Source organism: Novosphingobium sp. HR1a, from assembly GCF_015594425.1.
GTDB lineage: Bacteria > Pseudomonadota > Alphaproteobacteria > Sphingomonadales > Sphingomonadaceae > Novosphingobium > Novosphingobium resinovorum_A.
Genome location: NZ_JABXWS010000094.1, coordinates 1 through 25557 on the forward strand (window position 1 = coordinate 1; position 25557 = coordinate 25557).

General features: G+C 64.8%; 18 protein-coding genes and 1 pseudogene. 11 read left to right on the forward strand and 8 right to left on the reverse strand.

Features of this window, described 5'->3' with window-relative positions; all coding sequences use genetic code 11:
- Window positions 1-76: 76 nt before the first annotated feature.
- A pseudogene (locus HWN72_RS24945) lies at window positions 77-700 on the forward strand (IS5 family transposase); the annotation flags it as partial.
- Between the two features lie 21 nt (window positions 701-721).
- Here HWN72_RS24945 and HWN72_RS24950 read toward each other — a convergent pair.
- Together HWN72_RS24950 and HWN72_RS24955 are read right to left on the reverse strand one after the other, a co-directional pair.
- On the reverse strand, window positions 722-2302 hold the full coding sequence (locus tag HWN72_RS24950; RefSeq protein ID WP_211151641.1) for an NAD(P)/FAD-dependent oxidoreductase: 1581 nt from the start codon (window positions 2300-2302) through the stop codon (window positions 722-724).
- Window positions 2299-3423 carry an LLM class flavin-dependent oxidoreductase gene (locus tag HWN72_RS24955; protein WP_248006321.1) on the reverse strand — a complete coding sequence of 375 codons (1125 nt, stop codon included), beginning with the start codon at window positions 3421-3423 and terminating at the stop codon, window positions 2299-2301. Before HWN72_RS24955 ends, HWN72_RS24950 begins: the two co-directional genes overlap by 4 nt.
- A gap of 112 nt (window positions 3424-3535) precedes the next feature.
- On the opposite strand from HWN72_RS24955, the gene HWN72_RS24960 reads away from it, so the two are divergent.
- Complete coding sequence (locus tag HWN72_RS24960) at window positions 3536-4105, forward strand: winged helix DNA-binding protein (RefSeq protein ID WP_211151642.1); 570 nt, start codon at window positions 3536-3538, stop codon at window positions 4103-4105.
- A 177-nt stretch (window positions 4106-4282) separates the two neighbouring features.
- A complete protein-coding gene (locus HWN72_RS24965; protein ID WP_211151643.1) occupies window positions 4283-6685 on the forward strand; it encodes a TonB-dependent receptor in 2403 nt (800 codons plus the stop codon).
- Between the two features lie 157 nt (window positions 6686-6842).
- On the opposite strand, the gene HWN72_RS24970 is transcribed toward HWN72_RS24965, so the two are convergent.
- A complete protein-coding gene (locus HWN72_RS24970) occupies window positions 6843-7865 on the reverse strand; it encodes an AraC family transcriptional regulator (RefSeq protein ID WP_248006322.1) in 1023 nt (340 codons plus the stop codon).
- A gap of 206 nt (window positions 7866-8071) precedes the next feature.
- On the opposite strand from HWN72_RS24970, the gene HWN72_RS24975 reads away from it, so the two are divergent.
- From HWN72_RS24975 to HWN72_RS24990, 4 genes are all read left to right on the forward strand, one after another.
- The gene (locus tag HWN72_RS24975; protein ID WP_211151644.1) at window positions 8072-8875 is read left to right on the forward strand and encodes an SDR family oxidoreductase; all 804 of its coding nucleotides are present in this window, start codon (window positions 8072-8074) and stop codon (window positions 8873-8875) included.
- A gap of 118 nt (window positions 8876-8993) precedes the next feature.
- The gene (locus HWN72_RS24980) at window positions 8994-10214 is read left to right on the forward strand and encodes a styrene monooxygenase/indole monooxygenase family protein (protein ID WP_211151645.1); all 1221 of its coding nucleotides are present in this window, start codon (window positions 8994-8996) and stop codon (window positions 10212-10214) included.
- A gap of 3 nt (window positions 10215-10217) precedes the next feature.
- Window positions 10218-10691, forward strand: coding sequence for a flavin reductase family protein (locus tag HWN72_RS24985; protein ID WP_008827930.1), 474 nt, complete (start codon window positions 10218-10220; stop codon window positions 10689-10691).
- Window positions 10692-10723: 32 nt separating this feature from the next.
- Window positions 10724-11674: a transporter gene (locus tag HWN72_RS24990; RefSeq protein ID WP_211151646.1), complete on the forward strand. Its 951-nt coding sequence runs from the start codon at window positions 10724-10726 to the stop codon at window positions 11672-11674.
- A 441-nt stretch (window positions 11675-12115) separates the two neighbouring features.
- On the opposite strand, the gene HWN72_RS24995 is transcribed toward HWN72_RS24990, so the two are convergent.
- Window positions 12116-12955: a TetR/AcrR family transcriptional regulator gene (locus HWN72_RS24995; RefSeq protein ID WP_211151647.1), complete on the reverse strand. Its 840-nt coding sequence runs from the start codon at window positions 12953-12955 to the stop codon at window positions 12116-12118.
- Between HWN72_RS24995 and HWN72_RS25000 the strand changes: the two genes are divergently transcribed.
- Both HWN72_RS25000 and HWN72_RS25005 read left to right on the forward strand, forming a co-directional pair.
- Window positions 12954-13157: a hypothetical protein gene (locus tag HWN72_RS25000; protein ID WP_211151648.1), complete on the forward strand. Its 204-nt coding sequence runs from the start codon at window positions 12954-12956 to the stop codon at window positions 13155-13157. The two genes, HWN72_RS24995 and HWN72_RS25000, sit on opposite strands and share 2 nt — an antisense overlap.
- A gap of 60 nt (window positions 13158-13217) precedes the next feature.
- Window positions 13218-13730 carry a hypothetical protein gene (locus HWN72_RS25005; RefSeq protein WP_008827934.1) on the forward strand — a complete coding sequence of 171 codons (513 nt, stop codon included), beginning with the start codon at window positions 13218-13220 and terminating at the stop codon, window positions 13728-13730.
- Window positions 13731-14060: 330 nt separating this feature from the next.
- Here the strand turns inward: HWN72_RS25005 and HWN72_RS25010 are convergent, their stop codons facing one another.
- The 3 genes from HWN72_RS25010 to HWN72_RS25020 all read right to left on the reverse strand — a co-directional run bounded on the left by HWN72_RS25010 (window position 14061) and on the right by HWN72_RS25020 (window position 20807).
- Window positions 14061-15134, reverse strand: coding sequence for a TIGR03032 family protein (locus HWN72_RS25010; RefSeq protein WP_211151649.1), 1074 nt, complete (start codon window positions 15132-15134; stop codon window positions 14061-14063).
- Window positions 15135-15157: 23 nt separating this feature from the next.
- The gene (locus tag HWN72_RS25015; RefSeq protein WP_248006323.1) at window positions 15158-19402 is read right to left on the reverse strand and encodes an autotransporter outer membrane beta-barrel domain-containing protein; all 4245 of its coding nucleotides are present in this window, start codon (window positions 19400-19402) and stop codon (window positions 15158-15160) included.
- Window positions 19403-20060: 658 nt separating this feature from the next.
- Entirely contained in the window at window positions 20061-20807 is a 747-nt protein-coding gene (locus HWN72_RS25020; RefSeq protein ID WP_248006324.1) for a hypothetical protein, read from the reverse strand.
- Window positions 20808-20922: 115 nt separating this feature from the next.
- Between HWN72_RS25020 and HWN72_RS25025 the strand changes: the two genes are divergently transcribed.
- Both HWN72_RS25025 and HWN72_RS25030 read left to right on the forward strand, forming a co-directional pair.
- A complete protein-coding gene (locus HWN72_RS25025) occupies window positions 20923-22332 on the forward strand; it encodes a DUF4139 domain-containing protein (protein WP_211151650.1) in 1410 nt (469 codons plus the stop codon).
- Window positions 22332-23855 (forward strand): DUF4139 domain-containing protein, encoded by a 1524-nt coding sequence (locus HWN72_RS25030; RefSeq protein WP_211151651.1) that lies wholly within the window; start codon window positions 22332-22334, stop codon window positions 23853-23855. Before HWN72_RS25025 ends, HWN72_RS25030 begins: the two co-directional genes overlap by 1 nt.
- 36 nt (window positions 23856-23891) lie before the next feature.
- Here HWN72_RS25030 and proP read toward each other — a convergent pair whose 3' ends face one another.
- Window positions 23892-25397 carry a glycine betaine/L-proline transporter ProP gene (gene proP, locus HWN72_RS25035; protein WP_211151680.1) on the reverse strand — a complete coding sequence of 502 codons (1506 nt, stop codon included), beginning with the start codon at window positions 25395-25397 and terminating at the stop codon, window positions 23892-23894.
- Window positions 25398-25557 lie beyond the last annotated feature (160 nt).

Below are 25557 nucleotides of genomic sequence, written 5' to 3' on the forward strand. Positions count from 1 at the left end.
AGAACCCGACCCAAAAGTTGTTGAGCAATACCAGCATGTTGTGATTCGCGCCGTCCTGCGAGAGATGGAGTGAATGATGGCATGGACTGGCATTGCCCGGCAGGCGCATAGCCGAAAAGGACTGCGCTATTCCAGCGATACGACCGACCGGGAGCGGACGTTAGCAGCGCCGTTCATCCCTGTGGCCAAGCGGGGAGGTCGACGCCGGACAACGGACATGCGCGAAGTCCTGAACGCCTTGCTCTACATCGCGGCGAGCGGTTGCGCCTGGCGGCTTCTGCCCAAATGCTTCCCGCCGGTCTCGACGGTCCAGCGCTATTTCTACGGCTGGCGCAACGCTGGCCTGCTCGAGGCGATGAACACGGTGCTGGTCATGAACCTGCGCGAGATCGAAGGACGTGAGGCAAGCCCAAGTGCCGGTGTGGTCGAATGCCGGTGTGGTCGACAGCCAGTCGGTCAAAACCACCGAAGGTGGCGGCCCTTGCGGCTATGACGCGGGCAGGAAGATCAAGGGCCGCAAGCGGCACATCCTGACCGACACCTGCGGCTTCCTCGTCTTCATTCTCGTGCATACCGCCGATATTCAGGACCGCGATGGCGCGGTCGATGTCCTCAAGGCCGTGCGGCAGCGGCTTCCCCTGGTTGCGCCATGTTTTTGCCGATGGCGGCTATGCGGGCGACAAACTTCGCGATGCCATCGCTGGATCTACGGCACGAGCCGTTATCCTATTTCCATCGCCGCGTGATATCCTGAAACACCGCCCAGACCTGGACCGGGATGGGTGGATGCGCCGATGTGGAACAGGCGCTTGACGGGCGTTGCATGGTTTCGCGTTCCCGCGAAGGGGCGGAACAGATGGAACTGGTCGATGGAGCAGACGCCCGAATAGGGATCGCCGCCGACGAGGTTGATGTTGGCTGCCTCAAGGTCATGTGGGCCGAGGACGCGCATGCCCAGCGTCGCGCGTTCGAGATTGGGCACATGCGCGGTGATGCGGGCGATGATCCGCCGCGCATAGGCCTGCGCCACGTCGTCGTTCCAGCGGCCATCGGCAGGCACAGCGATCTCTCCGGCGGCATCGCCCCGGATCGTGCGCGGCAGTTCCTGCAGCTGGATCCACAGCATCGAGGTGCCCGGCGGGCAGCGCGAGGGATCGGCGTGGGCGGGCTGGCCGACGACGATCGTGGCCTCGGCGGGGAGCAGCCCCCGGTCCGCCTCGTTCACCGCGCGCGAGACGCCGTCCATGCCGGGCGTCAGGTGCAGCAGGCCGACTTTGCCGAGCTCCGGATCGGCCCACGCGGGCGGTTCGGACAAGGCGATGTGGATCTGCATGCAGGCGCGGCCATAGCGGTAGTCGGCGGCGCGCTCGGCCGTCGCGGGCGGGACGTGCTCGGCCGGGAGCAGGCGCTGGTAGAGCTGCGTCGGCGTGACATTGCAGGCCACCCCGCGCCGGGCGGTGAAGGTACGGCCATCGGCAAGGCGAACGCCCGTCGCGCGGCCACGTTCGACCGTGATTTGCTCCACATCGGCATCGGTCAGCAGAGCACCGCCGCCGCCTTCGATGATCGCGCGGAAGCCCGCGACGATACGGTCGCTGCCGCCTTCGACGAAGGGCAGGCCCGCCGCTTCCAGCGTGAACATGACCACCCGCGCCATCATCGCCGAAGCTGCGCTTTCCGGGCCGAGGCCGACATGAAGGACCCACGGCGCGATCAGCGCGTGGACGAGGTCCGAACCGAACCGCGCCTCCAGCCAGTCGCGCGCGGATTTCAGCGAATCGGCACCGAACGCGCTGACCTGATCGATGCCCTGTTTCAGCAGCGTCCTGCCCAGCAGGCTGGCGGTATCGAACGAGCGCGGCTCATTGCCCAGCAGGCCGAACAGCAGCGGTGCCTGTTCCTCTACGCCCGCCATCGCGCGCGCATGAGCCGCGCCATCTCCCGGATGCGCCGCGTCGAACGCCGCGACGTTCGCTTCGCGCGATTGGCGCAGCAGCAGCGATCTGCCATCGGGCAGCAGCACGCCGGTCGGGATTTCCGCCTGGACCATGCGGACGCCATGCGCTTCCAGCTTCGGCGCCAGCTGCGGGTAGAACGGCGTCGTCACGAACAGCGGGTAGGACATCGAGAACAGGTCGTGCCGGAATCCCGGCACGGTCGCCTCCTCGGTGCGGATGCAGCCGCCCGCCACCGCCGCGCGCTCCAGAACGAGCACGCGGCGGCCCTTCGCCGTCAGTTGCGCCGCGCAGACCAGCGAGTTGATCCCGCTGCCGACGACGATGGCGTCCCAGTTGGTCTTCACGCGGGCACGGCGGTCTTGGCGGCAGGCGTGCGGATGCCTTCCGCCTCCAGCAGCGGCAGCACGGTGTCGCGGAAGTAGGGGAACTCTTGGGCGTAATCGACGAACGAGAGGGTGGTGCCGCCGAACCCGGCGCGGTGCAGACCGATCAGGCCCTCGGCCACCTGTTCGGGCGTGCCGATGAGCGGGACGCCGCCGTGGCCCATGCCCATGCGATCACGGATCAGCGCCAGCAGATCGTGCGGGAACGACTGCGCATGCGCGAACTGCAGGTTCACGAGGTTGTCGAGCGCCACCGAATCGAGAGCGTCGCCGGTGAAATGGGCGACGTAGTCCTTCGCCTCCGCCTCGGTCGGGCGGCAGACGACATGGCTGAAGGTCAGCACCTCGACGCTGCGGTCCTGCTCGGCGGCGGCCTTGTGCAGTTCGGCGACTTCGGCCGCCGAGCGCGACAGGTCGATCGCCGGGGTGAACAGGAAGTCGGCGTTGCGCACCGCGAAGTCGCGTCCCTGCGCAGACCCGGCGGCGTTGATGATCGGCGGGCGGGCGACGACGGGCTTGGGATCGGAGTGGATCTGTTCGAGCTGGAAGTGCTTGCCCTCCCAGTCGAAGCGCCCTTCGCGCGACCACAGGGCCTGCACCACGTCGAACCATTCCTGCGCATATTCGTAGCGCGTCTCGTGATCGGCGGCGAGCTTCAGGCCGAGCGCGCGGTATTCGGGCTCGTTCCAGCCGGCGACGATGTTGAGCCCTGCGCGCCCGCCGCTGATGCGGTCGATCGTGGCGATCTGCTTGGCGATGACGACGGGGTGGTTCACCGCCGTATGGATCGTGGCGAAGACGGTGATGTTACGAGTCGAAGCGAGCAGGGCCGAGGCCCAGGTCATCGTTTCCAGCACCGAGCCGTGGAAGTCGGTCTCGCCGCCGTAGCCGATCCAGCGGGCGATCGGCAGCATGAAGTCTATGCCTGCTTCGTCGAGCATCTTCGCCAGCCTGAGATTGTTCTCCCAGCTTGCGTTCCAGCGCTCGGGAACCGTGGTGACGGACATGCCGCCCGAACAGTTGGTTGCAAAGGTGCCCAGCTTGAAATGATCCGGACGCACCATCCCTCGATCCTGTGTCATGCTACTCCCCTTCTTCGATTTCTAAATAAAAAATTATGTTAGCTTTTGATGCTTGTCCATCGCAAAAATTACAGTTAGATTTCGACTCAAGGACAAACAGGGAGTCCGAAACATGGGGCGAAGCAAGGCTTCCAGGCCGCCTGCGGGCGTGCCGGGACCGGGTGATCTCGATCAGCGCTGGCATCTCGCTTCGACACCGCACGAAGTGAATGTCACCGAACTCGAATTCGCACTGATGCGGGTTCGGGAGTCGTTCGAACGCTGGCAGGGCGAATGTTTCGCCGCCGCCAGCGGGCTGTCCGCTTCGGGCAGCGAGAACGCCCTGCTGCACACCATTCGCCTTCACGAACGCGCCAAGCCGCTCAAGGAACTGGCGCGCCTGACCAACCGGGACGACGTTCCCAACATGCAGTACGCGCTGCGCAAGCTGACGAAGCTCGGATTGATCGAGCAGATCGGCAACCGCAGCAACGCGGTCTATCAGGTTACTGACAAGGGCCGCGAAATCTCTGATCTCTATGCGGAATTGCGCCGCCGTCATCTTATCGAATTCACCGAAGTGGTGAAGGATATGGACGAACGGCTGCGCCAGACGACCCAGACACTCAATCTGCTTTCCGGCATCTACGAACAGGCCGCGCGCGTCACCGCGACGCACCAGCGCTTTACTGACGGCCGATAGACGCCGGTTCATTCACTGACTGACACAGGCCGGAATTCCGGCGGCGCATAGTCGCGTCCAAATAGTTCATATCTAAAGATTTTAGGCTTGAAGTTGTTTACAGGAGGCTAGCGGCACCACGTCCCGGGCACACGGGCGGGCGCCTTGGTGAAATCAGTACCAAGGGGAGTAATCGTCATGAGGACATACACCAGTATCGCCGCCCTTGTGGTGGCGACCCTATGCGGCGTCTCGCAACCGGCGCTGGCACAGGAAGCGCAGGCGGACAGCGGCGGGCTCGGCGGCGAGATCGTCGTCACCGCGCAGAAGCGCGAGCAGAAGCTGCAGGACGTCGGCATCGCCATCACCGCCTATTCGGGTGAGCAGCTGCGCACGCTCAACGTCACCGACAGCCGCGATCTCGCAGCGTTTTCGCCGGGCGTGCATACCGGCGGCAACATCGCCGGGCAGAACACCCAGTTCACCATTCGCGGCGTGACGCAGAACGATTTCAACGACATCGTCGAGGCGCCCAATGCGGTCTATCTCGACGAAGGCTATATCGCGATCGCGCAGGGGCAGACTTTCGCGACGTTCGACATCGACCGGGTCGAGGTGCTGAAGGGGCCGCAGGGCACGCTGTTCGGCCGCAACGCGACGGGCGGCCTCGTCCACTTCGTCAGCACCAAGCCGAGCCTGACCGAGACCACCGGCTACGTCGATGTAAAGGGCGGCATCTACGATTCCGTCGGTTCGCCGATGATGTTCCATGGCGAGGCCGCGCTCAACGTGCCGCTTTCCACCACGCTGGCGGTGCGCGGCGCGGTGATGTGGAACAAGAGCGAGGCGCTGCTGCGCAACCGCTATCCTTCGGGCGCGGTCGGCGGATCGCCGGGCACCGGAGCGGGCGCGAACCTGGGTGACGACGATACGCTGGCGGGCCGCCTGACGGTGCTGTTCGAGCCGACCGACACCGCCCGCTTCACGCTTTCGGGCAATGCCGCGCGCAGCCGCATGTCCACAGCGCCCTACCAGAGCAAGTCCACCATCGGCGTCTTCAATGCCGACGGCGAACTGATCGACGTGCGCAATGCCGCCGCCGACGAGACCCGCGCGACCATCGGCGCGAATGGGCAGGACATGGGCTCCGACACCGACAACAACGGCGTCTTCGGCGACAGCTATGGCCGCCCGGTCGCAGGCGGGGACTTCTTCGGGTACATCGACCCGGACGGGAAGGACTTCGCCACCTCCAGCGACTTCGCCTTCAAGAACCACAACCACGTCAAAACGCAAGGGCTCAACCTGACGGCTGAGTTCGACTTGTCGGATGCGGTCAGCCTGACTTCGGTGTCGGACTACAAGCACTTCGAGAAGCTGCTGTTCGTTGACGTCGATGCCGGGCCGGGCAATCAGGCGGCGAACTATGCGGGCGTGAATGCCAACACCTATTCGCAGGAACTGCGCCTCAACGGCTCTACCGACAGCCTGAACTGGGTGGCGGGCGGCTTCTACCTGCATATCGACAACCACTCGCTCAATGGCCTCAAGTTCCCGGTCGGCAGCGTGGTGCCGGGTGCACCGATGGACCTTGGCGTCGATGCCCGTCTCAAGACCGACTCCTATTCCGCCTTCGGTCAGGTGGAGTGGAAGTTCGCGCCCAAGCTGACGATGATCCTGGGCGGCCGCGTGATCCGCGAGCAGAAGGACTACGCCTTCTTCCAGGGCATCTGGAGCACGCCGGATTCGCGCAAGGTCCACACCGGCACGCCCACCGTGATCGGCCCCGACAACGGCGCCCCTTATACCGACAAGCACGGGCAGACGCTGTGGGCGGGCAAGGCGCAGATCGAGTACCGCCCGGACAGCGACCTGATGCTCTACTTCGGCGTCAATCGCGGCGTGAAGGCGGGCAGCTACAACGCCCAGTTGGCGGGTGGCCTTGCCGTGCCGACAAGTGCGATCCCCTACAAGGGCGAGACGCTGACCAGCTACGAAGGCGGCTTCAAGTACACGTTCCCCGATGGCCGCTCGCACTTCAACGCCTCTGCCTACTACTACGATTACAAGGATTACCAGGCGTTCCTGTTCACCGGCGTCTCGGGCGTGGTCATCAATGCCGATGCGCGCACTTACGGGATCGAGGCGGAAGTGTTCACGCAGCCGCTCGACGGACTGGACACCGGCCTTTCCGTCTCGTGGTTCGACGCCAAGGTCAAGGATGTGCCGCTGCGCGTCGACGGCCCGATCGTGCGCGACGTGGAGCCGGTCTACGCCCCGCACCTGCAGGCCACCGGCATCATCCGCTACGGCTTCGACGCGCTGGGCGGGCGGATGTCGGTGGGCGGCGATGCGCAATACACCAGCAGCTTCTACTACAACCTGCGCAACTTCTCGGCCGACAAGTTCGGCGGCTACGTGATGGTCAACGCCAGCGTGAACTGGAAGCTGGACCCGTGGGACATCACGTTCGCGGTGCGCAACCTGACCGACGCGCGCGCGGGCGTGCAGGGCTTCGACCTCGCGACGTTCTGCGGCTGCAACGAAGTCTCGTACAAGCCGCCGCGGATGTTCCAGATCGGCGCACGCTACTCGTTCTGATCGACCTCAAAGGGTCGTCATTGCGAGCGGCGAAGCCGCGAAGCAATCCAAGGCAGTTTTACGCCGCCCTGGATTGCTTCGCTACGCTCGCAATGACGAAGGTATGGGTATGAATGAACCGGGCGCTTCCCAAGCGGGAGGCGCCCGTTTTTGCGTTTCAGCGGCGGCGCAGCGTCTGGGAGGGCGTTTCGCCGAACAGCTGGCGGTATTGCCCGGCGAAGCGGCCGAATTCGAAGAAGCCCCAGCGGCTGGCGACGGCGGAAACCGTGACACCCTCGCTGGCCGAGAGCAGGTCGTCGCGCACGCGGCGCAGGCGCACCGTGCGCAGGTGCGCCATCGGCGAGGTGTCGCGGAACCGGCGGAACCCGTCGAACAGGGCGCGGCCGCTGACGCCGCTCGCCTTCACCAGATCCTCGATGCCGATGGGATCGGCGGCGTGGTCCTCGATGAAAGTCTCAACCAGCCGGACATGGCGCGGCGCCACGGTGCAGGCGCGCGAGTGCAGGCTGTCCGAATAGTTGTGAACCTGCCCTTCGAGCAGGCTGGTCAGCAGCGCCGTCTCCAGCAGTTCGAGGCTGACCGCATTGGCGCCGCTGCGCCCCTGATGCTCGACATGGCTGATGAGCAGTTGCACGAAAGGCCACCAGTTGGCGCCGGGGCCGTCCTTCGGAATGGCGAGGCGGAAGTTGAGCGGTTCGCGCAAGGGGCGGCCGAGCATAGCGGACAACTGCTGCTCCAGCGCGGCGCGCTCGATGCGCACCATCAGCTTGGCGCAATCGGCGGACCAGCGCATCGCCACCTGCTCGGTCGGGTTGAGAATCGTGCCGAGTTCGCCGTGCGCGGCCACCAGTCGTCCGCCCGCCTCGACTTCCGCCTTGCCCGAATAAGGCAGCATCAGCAGGTAGAAGTCGCTTAGCCGCGACGGCTCCACGCGCACGTCGGCGCCGTAGCTCATCGCGCTCAGCGTGGTGCGCTTGAGCCGCACCGCGTTCTGCCACGCATCGACCCGCCCGCCGCGTTCGCACGGCGTCAGGCGATGGTCGCAATAGATCCGAGCGACCGTGTCGCGTGCATCGTCGACATCGGTCGACGCGAACAGGCGATGGCCGCTCAGCGGGCGGAATGTCCCGTCCAGCATGAGCCTGTGCTCCCCGTCATGGTCGGGCTTTCGGCCCGTCATCGTTATGGCGAAAGTACATCACGGAATGCTGCCATCTGCAACCATTCCATCGGACAAGGAGTCCCGCTTGAGGACCCGGACCATGCGCAAAGTGCAGCGCCTGTGCGCGCGGCGCTGCAAAACGCGCAGTAGGCGCTGCGGCGCCTTCCCCGCGCCCGTCGCCGGTATCAGACCGAGGCCATCGAAGCATGGCAAGGACGATCGACATGAAGGGTATCGCAGGCAGGACAGTCATCATCACCGGCGGCGCGGCAAGCATCGGCAAGGTGCTGACCCGGCGCTTTCACGAGGAAGGTGCGAACGTGGTGATCGCGGCGCGCTCGGGCGCTCCGGCTGAGGAACTGGCGAGCGAACTGGGCACGCGGGCGCTGGCGGTGGAGACCGACATCCGCGACGACGCCGCGCTGTCGGCGCTGGTGGCGCGCACGGTGGAGGGGTTCGGCGGCATCGACTGCATCGTCAACAACGCCTGCTCCTACGTCGACAACGGCGCGGCATCGAGCAGGGCCGAGTGGCTGGAGACGCTCGACGTCAATCTCGTTAGCGGGGCGATCCTGGTGGAGATGGCGCGGCCGCATCTGGCGAAGAATCGCGGCAGCGTGGTCAACATGGCCAGCATCAGCAGCCACGCCGCGCAGGCCGGGCGATGGACCTATCCGGTGTCCAAGGCGGGCATCCTTCACCTGACGCGGCAGCAGGCGCTGGATTATGCGCCGCACGGTATCCGCGTAAATGCGCTGGTGGCGGGGTGGACATGGTCGGACCCGATCGCGGGGCTTTCGGGCGGCGATCGGGCAAAGGCCGATGCGGTGGCGGCCGAGTTCCACCTGCTCGGGCGTCTCGGGCGGCCCGAAGAAGTGGCCGACGGCGCGCTGTTCCTGTGTTCGGACCATGCCAGCTTCACCACCGGGTCCGAACTGCGGGTGGAGGGCGGCTATCTGGCGATGGGGCCGGAGCAGGCCGGGCCTGCCATCGCCAAGCTGACCGGCGGCTCGGGCAGCGTCATCTGATTTCGGCATGTGATTTCGGCACTGGCCGAATGGCGGCTGCACTGGCTGCATAGAGCCCGCGCGGCCGCCCTGCCTATCCTGTGGTCATTCGATCAATCACAGGAAAAGGCTGGGCAAGATGACCAAGATCGGCATCGTGGGAGCAGGACAGGCAGGGTTGCAGCTGGGCATCGGGCTGCTGGACAGCGGCCATCAGGTGGTCATGCTTTCCAACCTCACCGGCGCGCAGATCGCCGCCGGGCGCGTCACGTCGAGCCAGTGCATGTTCGACACCGCCCGATCGCACGAGAGGGCGCTGGGCCTCGCGTTCTGGGATGAGGCCTGCCCGCCGGTGGAGGGCATCGGCTTTGCGCTGGCGGGAGAAGGTCCGGACAAACTGCTCGACTGGTCGGCGCGTCTCGATGCGCCCGCGCAGTCGGTGGACCAGCGCGTGAAGATGCCGCGCTGGATGGATGAATTCGAGGCGCGCGGCGGCGAACTGCGCATCGTCGATGCCGGGATCGCCGAACTGGAAGACCTCGCGCGCGAATGCGATCTCGTGCTCGTCGCCTCGGGCAAGGGCGAAGTCGGGCGGCTGTTCGAGCGGGACGCGGAAAAGTCCCCCTTCGACAGGCCGATGCGCAGCCTCGCGCTCACCTATGTTCACGGCATGCGCCCACGCGCGGAATACAGCGCGGTCAACTTCAACCTGATCCCCGGCATCGGCGAATACTTCGTGTTCCCCGCGCTGACGCTGAGCGGCCCGTGCGAGATCATGGTCTTCGAGGCGATCCCCGGCGGCCCGATGGACTTGTGGAGCGCCGGGGCCAGCCCCGAGGAGCATCTGGAGATCAGCCAGCACATTCTCAAGCGCTTCCTGCCCTGGGAGTACGAGCGCAGCCGCGACTGCACTCTGACCGATGATCTCGGTGCGCTGTGCGGCCGCTTCCCGCCGACGGTGCGCAAGCCGGTGCTGACGCTGCCCTCGGGCGCGAAGGCGCTGGGCGTGGGCGATGCGGTCTGCCTCAACGATCCGATCACCGGTCAGGGGGCCAACAACGCCGCCAAGTGCGCCGCGTCCTACCTCGCCTCGATCCTGGAGAACGAGGGCAAGGCTTTCGACGCGGCGTGGATGCAGCGCACCTTCGATCGCTACTGGGATTATGCGCGCGATGTGGTCGCATGGACCAACGGCATGCTGCAGCCCCCGCCGCAGCATATGGTCGAGTTGCTCGGCGCTGCCGGAGCACAGCCGCGCGTGGCGCACTGGTTCGCCAACAACTTCGACGATCCGCGCGGGTTCTTCCCGACCATCGCCGACCCGGCGCTGACCGCCGCCTTCCTAGCGGAAACGGTGTGAGCCATGGACCGTATCGAACTGCGCCGCACTTTCGGCCGCTTCGCCACCGGCGTCACGATCGTCACCTGCGAGCGTGAAGGCGCGGTCCACGGGATGACCGCGAACAGCTTCACCTCGGTGTCGCTGGAGCCCGCACTGGTGCTCGTCAGCATCGGCAACCACGCACGCATGGCCGCCATGCTGCGCGAGGGCGGGCAATTCGGTCTCAACATCCTCGGCGCGGAGCAGCAGGGGCTGTCCAACCACTTCGCCGGACGACCGGGGGCGGCCGAAATTCCCTTCACCCGTCACGGCGCGGTGCCGCTGATCGAGGGCGCCCTCGCCCATCTCGTCTGCACCTTGCGCGACGTCTTCCCCGCCGGAGACCACGGCCTGTTCGTCGGCGAAGTGCTGCACCACGCACAGCACGGCGGCGCTGAGGAGGAACCACTGCTCTTCTACGGCGGACAATACCGGCAGATCGACCGAGCCGCCTGATCAGACACTCAAAACAACGACAGGGAAAGATCATGACCATGAGGACGATGAAGACTGCGCTGAAGCTGGCTCTGGCCGCAGGCGCACTGGCCGCCCATCCGGCGCTTGCGACCGAAGCGGGCGGCGGCGTTTACCCCAACGGCGCCGAGGGCTATTCCGGAGCCGCTCTGCCCCCGCCCGGCACGTACCTGCTCGGCTACGTCGAGCACTACGATGCCGACCGCTTCAACGACGGCAACGGCGATTCCGGCCAGCTGCCGGACTTCCACGCCCGCGCCGACGCCGCGATTGCGCGCATCGTCCATGTCACCGACACGCGTATCCTCGGCGCCAGCTGGGCGATGCAGGCGATCGTGCCGGTGGTGAACCTGCGCGTCGGCGCGGCGGGCATGGCGGACGAGACCACCGGCATCGGCGACGTCATCGTTGATCCGGTCATGCTGGGCTGGCACTTCCCGAGCGGCGTCCACATCACCACGGGGGTGGACGTGACGGTCCCGGTGGGCCGCTACAACCCACGCAAGCTGTCGAACATAGGCCGCAATTACTGGAGCGTCGAACCTGTCGTCGCCTTTGCCTATTACGGCAAGAGCGGTTTCTCCGCCGATCTCAAGCTGATGTACGACATGAATTTCCGCAACGGGGACGCGATGGTTACGCCGTTCAACCCGACCGGCGCCGATTACCGGTCAGGCGACGAGTTCCACGCGGACTTCGCGGTGGGCCAGCAGATCGGCAAGCTGAAGCTGGGCGCGGCAGGCTATTTCTACGCGCAGACGACGGACGACAAGGTCTCAGACGCGGGCGCGCAGGCCACCATCGACGCGCTGCGCGGCTTTCGCGGCAACGTCTTCGCGGCGGGGCCGTCGGTCAGCTATCAGATAGGAAAGGCGCAGATCATCGGTACGTGGCAGCATGAATTTCATGCTGTGTACCGGCCCCAGGGTGACAGAATTTGGCTAAAGGCGATATTACCGCTTTGAACCGCATCAAGAATTTTTGACGCCTCACGCGCAATGAATAAATTTCCAATCGTATATTACGGATTTACAGCAGGTTATGGCCGACAGTCAGCGCAATAAATGACATGTTTACCCCGGCATTTGATGGTTCATTATTTAACCAGTAATGGATAGATGCTCTATGGGCCAAATTCTTCACGGGAGCGCCCGAACGAAGGAGGCGGTCCGTCGAGCGAACAACATAGGCAAGAGAGCCTGAAGATGCTGGCCAAGCATCATGGCTTCAGCCTTCTCGATGACGTAGCATAAACCGGACGCAAGTTCGCTGCATCAGCAGGCGCAAGCTGGACGCAGCGAGCGAGCGTTGCAGGGTCATGCCGGCGCAGTGCCGCCGGTTTCGTGGTCGCTGCGCGCGCTCGCGGGCATAATATGCCTCGGGAAGCCATCTCAGACGCGGTTGAACTATGTCTCCATGGTCAGGCTGTCCAGCAGAGCATCTGCCGCGCGTTGTGCGCGAACACGTCGTTCTTCGCTTGAAGGTCCGTTCAGCCCTAGCATGACCTTGTAGATATCCAGTCCGACCAGTCGGTCGAGGAACTCGGCTCCGAGCATCCGCCGCTCTGTCTCTTTCAGGCCATCTGCCTCGGTGCGACCGGCCAAGAATGCGTCGAGCGCCGCCTGATGTGAGCCGATCAAACCGTCAAAGGCCATCCGGGCGAGTTGTGGAAAGCGTTTGGTCTCAACCATGACCGCTCGAAACAACGTCACGGTATCCTCGCCGGCCAGCCGCTCCTGAAACATGACGCCAACGAATACGAGAATGTCCCGAAGCGACTTTTTCAGCGACGCTGCCAACGCGGCTTCTTCCTCCCGGTCGGCCGGATGGCAAGCGCTTTCGATCACCGCCGCGAACAGATCATCCTTGTTCTCCGCATGCCGATACAGCGTCATGATCGACACGCCTGCCGCAGCGGCAATGCCTTCCATGCTTGCCCCACTGTAGCCGTGACTCAGGAATGCTTCCTTCGCGGCGCTCAGGATGACTTCCCGCTTTCGCGCCAACAGCTTTGCCTTGGGATGGTTGCTCGCCCAATCTTTCATTCCAATCTCGCTCCAAACGATAGTCTTGCCTATCGTATCAATTGCGATAAGATAACCCATCATATCGAATGAGGCATGCTCAGCATAGTTCACGCGGGCATGACGTCTCCGATCGCAATCACGGCAACGACATAAGGTGCCCGAGATGCCGGATGAACAGAAAATGCCGTCCCGCGCGGCATTGCGGAAATTCCTGATCATGTTCGGATCGGTCCTGGTCGTTCTACTGATCGGGACCATTCTTCTGGCCGTTACATTCACTCCGGCCCGGCTTGAGACCCAAGCCGTCATCATCGCGCGGATCAGGTCGATCGTCGCACGCTATCCGCAGGTTCTTGCTGTCCCGGCGCATGACGCTCGCGCGTTCGTGGCGATCCCCGTCGTTCCGCGATCGATGAAGTGAGCGGTCGCGCGGACCTGCCTCATGGGTCACTGTCAGTGGGAGTTTTGAATGAACAGAGTTATGATCGGCCGCGGGATGATCGCGGCCAGCCTTGCCTTGGGCGCGATCGGATCGACGATCATCGACAATGCCGAAGGTTCGACGGCGCATATGCTCGCCATCGCGACCTGGCCGCCGCACGCGTTGTTTCACGATGCGGCGATGTTCCTGCTGCTCGACAGCGTGTCGCTGATCTGCCTGTGGCTGCTGTTCCGCAAGTCGCGCGAGCCGATCGTGGCGGCGCGAGTAGCCACGATCGTCGTGCTCGCTTACTGGCTGCCGTTCTTTTTCATCACGACACTGTTCCCACAGGCAAGCCTGATGCCGGAAAGCCCGGTTGGAATGCCTTACAATATGGGAAACGTCGGCCAATGGTCCCCAAATGTTCGGCAGGCGACACCGTTCATCCTCGGAATGCCGCTCTATCTTAACGCCGCAGTCGCTGCATGGTGGATCAGCATCGCCTTGATCGGCTACCGAGTCTTTAGCAAAGCAATGCGTGCCGGCGAGGTCGATCCGCTGTGGCTTCCTTAGCTTGCGAGCCGCGGCCTAGATGGTCGGTCCCGGCATTTGATAGTCTACAATCGGCCCCCCGAAACTGCCGCCCGCCTGAAGGCTTTCCTTGAACCTGGCCGTGTTCCTGAGGCAGCGGAGCTTTAACGTCGACGCCAAGGCCGGCCCATCCAGATGGTATATTGGCGGTCAACAATTGGGCATTCTTGCCATGCCAGCCTCCTGAACGGCAATCCTGCAATAAGACGACGTCCAACGGAGCGCCTGAAGCCGGCAATGCGCCGCTTCAGCCAGGTGCGCTTTCCTGGTTTGCATGCCCAATAGCGGTGGAAGATCGGCGTGCAGATACTCTCAATCCAGCGGCGGCACCGTCTCGTCGAAGCTGATAGTCGAGCGGATTTCCAGCGTCTCCGGCCCGATCGACATCGGGCAGCGGACGCCGGGCAGAGCGGCGACGTCGAACAGTTCGGTGATGAAGCCTTCCAGCTTGATCCACTCGACGATGCTGCCACTGGCAAGCTCCACCACCAGCACGCCGCACCATGGCTCGGCATCGCGCGTCTTCATCTCGCCGTCGAGCAGGAGGCCGGCGAACGTGCCGTTGCGCGGCTTGGACACGGTGACGAGCGCGTGACCGTTGTGCAGCGCCATGCCGCGCAGGAAGCCCGGGCAGAAGGCGATGTCGGCCTTGTCGCCGCTCGCCGGGTCGATACGGATGATCTGCCCGCGCCCGCTGTCCAGCGCCAGTACCGACGCGCCGTCGATGCGCGGGCTGTGCGGCATCGAGAGCTGATCGGTGACGATGCGGTCGGTCTCTATATCGATCAGCACGCCGCCTTCGTGACGACGCTCGCGCCAGCCGTTGACGATGTCGCTGCGACTGACGGCGGTAACATAGCGCGCGCGGCCGTCGTGGATCGCCATGCCGTTGAGGTGGCAGCGATCCTCGGGCGCCAGCTTCGAGATGAAGGGTGGCTTCCAGATCGGGCGGAAGCTGTGGTTCAGGTCCAGAGTGGCGAGGCAGCTGTACTTCGTGTTGACGAACAGAACGCGGCCCGCCCGGTCGGTGCCGATCTCATGCACGTCGACGTCGCCCGTCGTCTGCGCGTTGCGCGGGACCAGGGCCATGTCGAACTGCTGGTTCGCCACTTGCCCGGGCTTGAGCATATTCTCCAGCCGCCAGACCTGATGCAGCGATCCGAGGTAAAGCCGTCCCGGCTGGTAGCAGACGCCCATCGCGCGAGTGAAGTTCTGCTGGTTGAACGAGATCGTCCCGTTCGCCAGTACTCCGGTCAGGAACAACTGCCCGGTCTGGTACGAAGTGAAAGCGAAGCTCGTGCGGTTGCGCAGCAGCCAGTCCGCCAGCCCGCGCGAGACCGAGATGTTGGTCGGCCCGTTCGCGGAGGCCTTGTCCGTATCCGTCATGATATCCTGCTTGCCGGGATGCTTCAGAATGGGATCTTGATCCCCGCCCGGCCGCCCGCGCCGCTGTAGTCGCCGCTGGCGTCGAGCGTGCCCTCGATGAAGCCGCTGATCCCGCCCGGCGTCGTCACGTTGAGGCCCAGCGTGCCCTGGCCATACGTGCCAATGCGCCGGTTGCCGAGGGCCAACGAATAAGGGCCGGACACGAAGGTCGCGCCGTCCCGGCCCTTGAACTCCTTCACCGCCATGCCGCTGGCATAGAAGGTAAGCATGTTGCCGCCACCGATGGCCCTGGTGCCCCCGATACGCAGGCCCGCCTTGCCGCGCAGCCCATCCGCCCGGTCGTAGTCGAGCACCTGACCGAGCGCTTCCAGATCGTCGAGGCTGGTGCGGACGTAAGCGATACTTGCCAGTGGTTCGGCGAAGAACCCGGTCGATCCGAAGCGGAAGCCCGCTTCCGCCTGCGCACCGATGGCGTTGCCGCCGAGGCCGTCCTTGTACCCGGTCGATCCACCATGCGCATCGATCCAGTAGTGGTCGTACTTGACCAGCGCATTGGCGAAGAACCCGCCCGCCTGAAGCGATGCATAGGCACCGAGGTTGAGCCCGTCGTAGTCGAACCGGGTCGCTTCGGCGAAGCGCAGGGTGGAGGACAAGTAGCCGCCGGTCACGCCGAAGACCACGCCGCCCTTCTCGCCCATCGTGCCGATGTCGAACCCGAGCTGGCCGCCGAAATAGTCCTGTCGGTAATCGAGGTTGTAGCTGCGCGCGATGCCGAACTGGCTGACCGCGCGGGTCTCGTCCCGCTTGTCGACGCCGCCCGACATCTGCAGCCAGAAACTGCCCGAGTTCGCAGCATTGGAGAACCGTCCGTCGCGCACGGCGGTAAGGTGCGCCGTTACCGCGTCGGCCGAGCGATACCAGAGGCTCTGCGCGCCCTCGAGCGCCTTGGCCGCGCGATAGGCCCCCGCGCCCGGTGTGCCGACGAGTTGATAGGCGAACGTCGTCGGCCGGTAAACGAGATCGAGCGCCACGAAGCCCACGTCAGCCAGGTTCGGCGCAAGCGTGAAGGCCGTGGGCGAGGAAGCCGCCGAAGCCTGCACCAGGGTCAGCCCCGGCGTGACGTAGACGGTGCCGCCCAGATTTAGCTGGATCTGTGTCGATCCCGCCGCCGTGCCGACGTTCAGCCGGTCGGCGGTCATTACGCCCGCCGCGCTGGAGGTGAGGTCGAGGCCCAGTCGGCTCGCGCCCGACCCGGTGAAGGAGCCGGGCAGCGTCAGTTGGTCGCCCACGGTGCCATTGCGCATGTCGACGAGGCCGGAGTTGGCAAAGGCCTCCAGCCCGTTGAAGGTCACGCTGAGCGGCGCAGTACCTGGCGCATCGACGAGCAGCATTCCGGTGTTGGTGAACACGTCGCTACCTGCGCCGAAGTCGCTACCGGCGCTTGCGCGGAACAAACCAGTGTTGGTGAAGCGATCATCGCCCGCCGAAAGCAGCACGCGCCCGTTGATGGTGCCCGCGTTGGCGACCACGGCCGGGCCACCCGCCACCACTATGGCATGCCCGCTGCCGGTGTTGAGCGTGCCTCGATTGGTGATCGTGGTCGTGCCTTCGGCATCGGTCTCGATCCCGTCGATCGCGCCCGTCACGGAGCCCGCCGCGCCGATGGCAACGGTCACGTCGCCCGCTGACTGGATCGTCACTGCCGTATCCTGCGCCGCCGAAACCGCGCCGGTCAGGTTGATCGCCACGTCGCCGCCGAAGCCGAGCGCGGTGATCGCGTTGCTGTTTGCGCCAGCCGTGCTCAGCGTGCCCGCATCGATGGTGATCGTACTGCCCGCGCCAAACGTCGCCGCCCGGATCGCATCGCTGTCGTCCCCCGACGTGGAAACGTTACCCGCCGTAACGCTGACATTACCGTAGCTGCCCGCCAGCACGCCGAGCGAGTTGGTCCCCTCGGTAGAAACCGTCCCGACGCTGACCGCCGCGCTTTGCGAGCCATATGCGTTGATCGCCGTCGCCACTTCGCCGGTGGTCGCCACCGAGCCGATCGTCACCGATGCCGTACCGTAGCTGGTCGATACGCCGATGCCCGCCGAATAGTTGCCCGAGGTCGTGACCGAGCCCGAGCCCCGAACCGCGACGTCATCGTATCCATCGACGATGATGCCCGCGCTGCTCGCTCCCGAAGTCGCGATCGTGCCGTCGTTCACCACGACGCCGGGGCCGTAGATAGCCTCGACGGTGACGCCGTTGGCAAAGTCGCCACGGGTCGAGATTGCGCCGGAATTGGTGACGGTCGCGCCGTAATAGCCGCTCGCGAAGACGCCGGTGGCGTAATTGCCCGCGGTCGTGACCGAGCCGTTGATCATGACCGTTGCGGTGCCGAAAGAGCCCGTCGCCTGCACGCCGCCCGCACCGAAGTAGAAATTGCCGTCCGTGCCGCTGGTCGACAGGTCGCCATTGACGGTGACGCTGGCGTTGTAGCCATACGCCTGCACGCCCACCGCATCGTCGCCGGTCGTGGTCACGTCGTTCACGGTGATCGAGGCATCGCCCAGCAGGCTGAAGGCATAGGCGCCGAAGGCCCCGTCGCCTGCCGTCGAGATCGCCCCGGTGGAGGTCACATCGACGTTGCCGGTCAGAGACAGCGCGGCGATCCCGTCCGACAGCGTTCCGCTGGTCGTGACCGAACCGACATTCACCGTCACGTCACTGCCGCCATAGACGCTTGCCGCATAGGCGCGGATGCCCTGCGCATACTCGCCGGTCGTCGTCACCGAACCTGCGGTGACGCTGATGCTGCCATAGCGGCTGTACCCTTCGATGCCGACCGCGCCGTCGCCGCTCGTCAGGACGGAACCGGTGCCGCTCACCGCCACATCGTAATAGGCGCCCGCGTAGATGCCCGTCGAACCCTTGCCGCCGGTGTTGATCGAGCCGGTGTTGACGACGTCGGCGTTGCCGAGGAAGCCGACCGCCACGACGCCCTCGGAGGCTTCGCCCTGCGTCGAGACCATACCGGTGACGGTGACGGAGGCGTTGTAGCCCAACGCCTCCACCGCCGGGGAATTGTCGCCCAGTGTCGATGCGTCATGGACCGTGATCGCCACATCGCCCACTTGCGAATAGCCGTAAACCGCCGTCGAATTGTTGCCATGCGTGGTAACGTTGGCCACGTCGATCACCGTGCTGCCGCCGTAGTACGACTTCGCCAGGACGCCCATCGCGTCTTCACCGCTCGTCGACACCGTGCCGGTCGAGGTGAAGCTCGCCCCGCCGACGCCGGTACTGAACATTACCGCACCGTAGGCTCCGTCGCCGCTGGTGCTGAGGTTTTCCACCGAGAGGTTCACGGTATCGGCCTGCATCAGCACGCCCAGCGAGGCGAAGCCTGCGGTGGTGATGGTGTCGGCGGCGATGTCCACCACGCCGTCTCCGGCGAAGGACACTGCCGTGATGCCGTTCGAATAGTCCGCCTCGGTCGATACGGTGCCGAGGTCCATGCCGATGGAGCCGTAATAGGACCGCGCCTCGATCGCCGTCGAGCCGTAGCTGTAGAAGCTGCCGCCCGTCGTGCTCACCGTGCCCGCGGTGATCGAGATGTCGCCGCGCCCGGCGTAGGCATTGATGCCACCGACGTAGTAGCCCGAGGACGAGACGCTGCCGACGTCGATGGTCACGTCACCACGATAGGAATTGGCGCTGATCCCCATCCCGCTGTTGCCCGTCACATTGATGGTATTGGCAGTGATCGAGACGTTACCTTCGTTCGAATTGGCGTTGATCCCGCCCGATGCACGCCCGCTGGCGACGATGCTGTCGGTGTTGATCGTGAGGTCGCCGTAATTGGTGAGACCAAGCACGCCGAGCGATCCGGTGCCGCTCACCTCGATCGCGGTATCGACCCCGCCATCGAGCGTCACCGCGCCATCGTTAAATCCGATCACCGCCACGCCCGGTACGCTGGCTGTCGGGGCGATTCGCACGCCGGGCTCCAGCACGACGGTCAGGTCGAGCACCGGCGCGGAGGGATCTAGGCCGGGATCGAGCGCCGGATCGGCGGCGGGAGAGTAGTACTCGATCCCGTCCGGATAAGGATTGCCCGCCGGAGTGCAGGTGACCGCGCCATCGATGTGAGGCCCGCAGGCATCCTGCGCATGTGCCGGCAAGGCAAGGCCAACGGCCATGCTCGCCAGAGCGGATCCGAGAAACAGATTGGTCGTCCGCCGGTTCGATGGTCCGCCCCGTGACGCAACGCGCTTATCCATTTTGTTGCCCCTCAATATGGATATTTACGTAAGCTACGGAATAATCGCATCAAGGCAAGCACGGATGCGACCAGCAGAGCGAACCCCCTTGGCGCTGGCCACCGCCCGTCGGAGAAATTCGCGCATTGGTTTGGAACCATTGCGAATGGAGTAGGCGGCCGGGCAGTTCGTGTAACATCACACGGGAATGTGCTTGTTACATACCGACGTTATCTGGCGAGCTTAGCGCGATCATCGAGATTCATCGTGTGGCTGTGTCTTCGCACGGAAGCTGCTGTTGCCCAGCACCACAGGGATGACCAGGAGGGCTCCACCGCGACCTACCCATCAAGACACTCAGCAAAGAAATTTCGCTCCCTCAGTGCAGACCGTCCGCTTCCGCTATTCCGGCGCACATCTGGGCCCCCGCCCACGTACTGTCCGGCATAGCCTTGGCGGACACAGCGATGGAACCGTCGTTGCCGGCCACTTAGTCGGTTTCAGGACCTTCCAGCCAGCTGCGTGGCAGCGGGTTCGGTGCAATTCTGACGGCCTTCCGGAAGGACCAGACCGTCGAGGAAAGCGGCCTGGGCAAAATGGCGGTTCCTCACACCATCGCCGCGAGCACTGTCGTCATCGACTGAGCGCGGCAGCGCCGACAAGGAGCGCCCGGCGCCGTTTAATCCCGCACCACGGACGACCTGCGAAAGCGCATCGTACCTTCCGGTCGATGCAGCGTCAGGGTGTCCCCTGCTATCTCGGCGACAACGCCCGTCAGGTCGGCGACACCGAAGTCGTTCGGTATCAGGGCAAAATTCGCGATTGTCCCCGCCCGTGCATCGAGTGGCAGTCGTGGGGAACGCAGGTGGTAGCTCGGCATTGCGAACGTCACGAAACGCGGGGTGCGCGTCTCGTCCGCAGGAAGACGCCATGCAGAGCCGTTCGTGTAATCTTGCAAAGGATCGCCAATGTCGAAATCGATGCTGAAGTCGACGCCCGGCACGTCGGTGCCATTGGGCGCCAGAAGCCTGAACGCGAAGGGCTGGCCCGGAGCGGCATCGACGCGCGCGGCTGTTATCGTCGGCGCAATCGGCCGCGGATCGCTGATCAGTTCGATATGGCCGCCAGCCAGCGCCCAGCGCCCTTTCGCCCGTTCATCAAGCGAGCCGACCGTCAGCCCATATTCGAACGTTCCGTCTTTGTTTAGGCGAATGCCCGCCACCAGTTCCATTTCGGAATGCACGTATTCACCCGCCGGCGACATCTCCACGGATTGCGCAGGCGCCGATTCTGCGAGTGCCGCTTGCGCAACGGCAGGCCGCATGGGCCAAAGCGCAATAATGAGCGCGGCGCTGCAACGCCCGATTTTTACCGCTACGACTGCCAAAACCATGCCTCCCGTCAGTTCCCGCCGGACATCGGCCAATGCCGGACGATTTGCTTCGTTGAATTTGTTCTGAAATCCTGTTCGCGTACTGGTCTTTTCAATCTGGCTTCGACACTATGCGACACCGGCATGCCAAGACGAAGGGGGGAAGTCGATGCGTAAGAGGTACTTCGGCTGGGCAGCCCTGCTTGCTTCCGCTTCCGTCCCGCTGGCGGCACAGGATACGAGCGTCCCCGCAACGCCGAGCGCTCAAGGTGATCTGTCGATTACCATATACAACAACGATGTGGCTCTGGTGCAGGACATTCGCACGCTGAACCTCGCTAACGGGAGCGTGCGCCAGGACTTTCCCGACGTCAGCGCCCAGATCCGCCCGGCCACGGTTTCGCTCACCGTCGCCGACGCGGCGATCGTGGAGCAGAACTTCGATTATGACCTGCTCTCTCCTTCCAGCCTGATGGAAAAGGCGGTCGGGGAAACGATCACGCTGATCCGCACCAATCCCGCCACCGGCGCAGAGACGCGCGAACGCGCCCGCGTGCTGGCGGTGAACGGCGGAGTTGTGCTCGACATCGGGGGACGCATCGAGGTTCTGCGCGACGACGGGCTTCCGGTTCGCGCCGTGTTCGATCGGGTGCCTGAATCGCTGCGGGCACGGCCGACGCTTTCGGTCACGCTGGCTAGCACGCGGCCCGGAACGCGGCCGACGACGCTGTCGTATCTCACGGGCGGTCTGCGCTGGAACGCGGATTATGTCGCCCTGTTCGACGACAAGACCGGCAAGATCGACGTACAGGGCTGGATTACGTTGCAGAACAACAGCGGCACAACCTTTTCCCATGCGAAGACCCTGCTCGTCGCGGGCGACGTCGGAAGTGCCAGCGGCGCAGACATGTACATGCCCCAGCCGCGCCGCATGACGCGCACCAGCCCCGGCACCGAAAGCGCCTCGCGTGAGCAGTTGGGCGACTTCTATCTCTACCCCCTGACAGAGCGGACAACGATCGCGGACAAGCAGACCAAGCAGGTCAGCTTCCTGGATGTGAAAGGCGTGACCGCAAGTTCGGGCTATCGCTTCGAGAACGGCTGGCTCGCCAGCGCGGATGAGGCGCGCAGTGCGCAAAGCGTCCTGAGCTTCGCCAACTCGGGCGCGGGCGGCCTTGGCGATGCCCTTCCCGCAGGCACCGTTCGCGTCTATGTGCGCGACGCGCGCGGACAGCCGCAGTTCACTGGCGAGAACACCATCGGCCACACGCCGCAGGGCTCCACCATCGCCCTGCCGACCGGCGACGCCTTCGACGTGAAGGTGCATCCCGTCGTAGTCGCCCGAACCCGGGTCAACCCCAACCGCTGGCGCACCCAGATGCGCTATCGCCTCACCAACGCGCGCGCGCGCGGCGTGACGGTGGAACTGGTACAGAACGGGCTCGACTGGAGCGATACGCGGATCACCGAGGAAAACCGCAAGAGCGAGCGCCGCGATGCCGGGGCAGCCGTCTGGCAGGTGCCGGTTCCGGCAAACGGGGAAGCGGTGGTCACCGCGACATTCGACACCCGCTACTGATGGCCCGGCTCCATCTCGCCATCATCCTCGCGGCCGGTGCCTCGCCGTCAGCGGGCGTGGCGCAGGAGACGCGGATAATTGTCTCGGCCGCTCCTGTACGGGTCGCACTGACCGTCTACCGCGCGGCCTATGCCCGGGGCGAGATCGACAGGGCCAACCCGCGCGGGTTCGCAATGATCACCGAAACCCGCAAGATCCGCCTGCCGCGCGGCCGCGCGGAGCTACGTTTCGAAGGCGTAGCCGAGGGCATCATTCCGGTCAGCGCGGTGATCGACGGGCTGCCCGGCGGCACGATCGAAAAGAACCGCGATGCACGCCTGCTCTCGCCTGCGTCGCTGATCGACGGAACGCTGGGCCGCGAAGTGACGATCACCCGCACGGATAAGGCGACCGGCCGCGCGACCAGCGAGGAAGCCACGATCGTCGCCGGCCCGCAACAGGGCGTCGTCCTTAGCTCCGCCAGCGGAATAGAGGCACTGCGATGCTCCGGCCTGCCCGAGAAGCTGGCGTTCGGCGGCGTTCCCGCCGGCCTGTCGGGCAAGCCGGTACTGAGTGTGACGACCGACAGCCCCTCCGCCCGCACAGTCACCGTGCGGCTAAGTTATCTTGCCTCCGGCTTCGACTGGCGCGCGAGCTATGTGGCGACACAGGCCACCGATGGCCGCAACCTGGACCTGTTCGCATGGCTGACGCTGGCGAACGGTAACGGGCAGGCGTTTGCCCAAGCCGAAGTCAGCGCCGTCGCGGGCCGTCTCAACCGTGTCGCGACCCCGCAGATGCAGGCCGCGATCGCACGCCTGCGCCTTTCCTGCTTTCCGCTTGGAACGACCACGTCCGATCTCGCATCGCACACCGCGCCGCAGCAGGAGATCATCGTCACCGCGCAGCGGCGGTTCGAGGGAGCACCGCCACCATTGGCTGTGGCTATGGCAGCCCCTCCGCCGCCACCGCCGCCCCCTCCTCCTCCTCCCGAGGATCTGGGTGACCTCAAGCTCTACCGCGTTCCGGAACGGGTCACCGTCGTCCCGCGCGCGCAAAAGCAGGTCGCGCTGCTGGCACGTGGGAACATCCCGTTCGAGCGCCGATATCGCCGCACCGTCTCCCCCTGGCAGATGCTGGACGGCGCGCCGACTACCATCGTGCTGGTCCTGCGCAATGAAAGCGCGGCGGGGCTTGGACTTGCCCTGCCCCAAGGCACGACCGCGCTTTATGCGCAGGGCGCGGCAGGCCGACAGCTTCTGGGTCTCGGCACGCTGACGGACCGGGCCGAGGGAGAGACCTTCCGCCTTGCTGCCGGGACGAGCATGCAAGTCCTAGCGACCCAGAAGCGGCTGACGCAAAAGGAGATGGTGCTGACCATCTCGAACGCCAACCCCTTCCCCGTGGCGGTGGAAATCCCGATCGGCTCGCCCGGCCAGAAGATCGTCGCACAGGGTGAGACGCTAGCCGAGACGGACGGTATTGCGACATGGTCGCGGTCGCTCGCCGCCGGAGAAGAAGCGCAACTGCGTTACACCTTCTGAACCAGCGCGTATCGACACGGGAGATGGTGATTCGTCTTAATCGGCGAGTGCAGGCACTAGCTCCATGTTGCCGTAATCGGCGCGCGACACGTCCTGATCGGGCAGCGTCCGGTCGACCGTGACAGGATCGTCGCCCTTCACGAGTGCCATGGCCTCTGCCCTGGTCTCCACGGCGGGCGGTGATCCGCGCAGCGGCATGCCCGCTGTCTCCTTTACCGTGAGCATGGTGACGAGGCCGATCGTGGCCGCCCCCATAAGGTAGTAGGCCGGCATCAGCGGGTCGCCCGTCTTATCCACCAGCCAGGCGGTCAGCAGCGGCGTCGTGCCACCGAACAGTGAGACCGACACGTTGAACGCGATCGACAGGGCGCTGTAACGAACCGGCGTATAAAACAGAGCAGGCAGCGTCGACGGCATGGAACTGGTGAAGCACACCAGTGCAACGCCCAGAATCATGAGGCCGAGGAAGATCAGGCCATCGTTTCCAGTGCCGATCAGCAGCATGCAAGGAATAGACAGAAGTATCAGTGCGGCGCAGGCACCGATGATCATGGGACGGCGACCAAGCCGATCGCTGAAGAGCCCGCCCATGACATTGAGCGGCATCATCACGACCATCACCAGAATGATAAGCAACAGGCCCTTGCTCTGCGCATAGCCCATCGTGACACTCAGATAGTTCGGCATATACGTGAGCAGCATGTAATCGGTCACGTTGAACACCAGGACTAGCCCCATGCATTTCAGCAACTGCACACGGTGAACCCGGAACAGATCACCCAGCCGGGGACGATCGCCCTCGCGCTTGTCCACTTCCTCGGTGTAGGCCTGGAAGGCGGGAGTTTCCTCCAGCTTGAGCCGCATGTAGAGGCCCAGCAGGCCCAGCGGTCCGGCGATCAGGAAGGGTATGCGCCAGCCCCAAGCCAGCATCTCGGCCGGAGACAGCATCATCTGCAGCGCGGTGACGGTGCCGGCGCCTGCGATGTAGCCCCCCAGTGTCCCGAATTCGAGCCAGCTGCCCATTTGCCCTCGGCGGCGGTCGGTCGAATACTCGGCTATGAACGTGGCCGCACCGCCGTATTCGCCGCCGGTCGAGAAGCCCTGCACCAGTCGCGCCGCCAGCAGCAGCGCCGGCGCCGCGATGCCGATCTGCGCATAGGACGGGATCAGGCCGATCGCGAAGGTGCCCGCGGCCATCATTATCATGGTGAGCGCCAGAATCCGGTGCCTCCCGTAGCGATCGCCCAGCGGACCGAACACCAGACCGCCCAGCGGCCGGACGAAAAACGCCGCCGTGAACGTTGCGAACGTGGCGATCAACTGGGCTGTCGGACTGCCCGTAGGGAAGAAGACGTGACCCAGCGTGATGGCGATATAGCCATACACGCCAAAGTCGAACCACTCCATCGCGTTGCCGAGCGCGGCGGCGCCAACCGCCCGGTTGATGGTGGATCGGTCGATGACGGTCACGTCGTCCAGGGTCAGTTCGCTGCTGCGTTTGAACCAGCCGAATTGGGCGCTGGGCGCCTGGCTAGCGGACATGTTTTTCTCCGGTTTCGCCGAAAGCGAGTGCGACACAGCGCGCCCGACACGTGGCGAATAAGGCCGATGATCGACCAAGGAATGGAAGCGACGCCGAAGTCGGCATCAAGCGAGTTCGTCGGCCCCTAGACACGGAATCGTTAAAAAGGGAAACGGATGG